Origin of the sequence: Vibrio zhanjiangensis (genome assembly GCF_030161235.1) — a bacterium.
GTDB lineage: Bacteria > Pseudomonadota > Gammaproteobacteria > Enterobacterales > Vibrionaceae > Vibrio > Vibrio zhanjiangensis.
Window position 1 is genome coordinate 1 of record NZ_BSPW01000119.1, and the last position, 1,137, is coordinate 1,137.

The 1,137-nt window shown below is 45.2% G+C and carries 1 protein-coding gene; it reads right to left on the reverse strand.

The genetic code is table 11. The features are described 5' to 3' along the window. Window positions 1-1,127 (reverse strand): IS3 family transposase gene (locus tag QQK21_RS21805; protein ID WP_284194279.1). Its coding sequence is split into 2 segments (ribosomal slippage), with 1,128 coding nucleotides annotated over them: window positions 1-860 and window positions 860-1,127; the frame shifts between segments, so codons are not numbered across the junction. This gene is flagged as partial in the annotation. Window positions 1,128-1,137 lie beyond the last annotated feature (10 nt).

Consider the following 1,137-nt stretch of genomic DNA (forward strand, 5'->3'; position numbering starts at 1 on the left):
CTCATTGGGAGTGATGCCACCATTGTACTGATGTGGCCTGATTTGGCTGTAATATCTAATGATATAGCCAACAATGCTCTGCCATGCTTCACCTAAACTGCGATAGCCGATAGTTGGCACCCATTCTGTTTTCAAGCTCCTAAAGAACCGCTCCATCGGACTGTTATCCCAGCAATTTCCTCTACGAGATAAGCTTTGTTTTATTTGATATCTCCATAGGGTTTGACGGTACTTTCGACTCGTGTAATGCGAGCCTTGGTCGCTGTGGAACATGACTCCTGTCGGCATACCTCGTGACTCATAAGCCATCTTTAACGCTTTACTCGTCAATTGGCTATCGGGCGAAAAAGACATTGCCCAGCCGATTGGTTTCCGAGCAAATAGATCAAGAACAACCGCTAGATAAGCCCAGCGATTACCAGCCCAGATATAAGTCACATCACCCACCCATACTTGGTTTGGAGCAGTTACAGCGAACTGCCTCTCCAAGTGGTTAGGGATTTCTACATGCTCTAAAGGCTCCTTTCGATACTTATGTTTGGGCAGCTGTCGACTCACTAAACCAAGTGTTTTCATAACCTTAGTCGCTCGATATCGACTTAGATTCATGCCCATATTGGTGACGATATCAGCAATAGTACGGGCCCCAGCAGAGCCATTACTCACATTGTGAGCTTCTTGGACAAGTGCTCTAACTCGAACTTCATGGGCTGAAATGACTTTTGGCCGTTCCAGCCAGTATTTATAGCTGCTGCGATGAACTCCGAATATGCGACATAGCTTTAACGTGCTGTAGCTCTGTTTGAGCTTCTCGATTATCGAGAATTTTTCAGTGAGTCCGACATCAACAGAGCTGTAGCCTTTTTTATGATTTCATTATGCTCTTCGAGTTCAGCGATCCGTTTTTTAAGCGTTCGGATCTCTATTTGTTCTGGCGTCAGTGGTGACGCTTTTGGGGTAACACCTTGTAGTTCTTGTTTAAGCTGCCTTACCCACTTATCCATAGCAGATTTGCTTACATTCATAGCTTTAGCTGCTTCGACCACGGAGTATCCTTGGTCAACAACTAGCTGGGCTGCTTCAAGTTTGAATTCTGGACTGAAAGTTCTTCTCGTACGCTTTGTCATAGTTCCACCT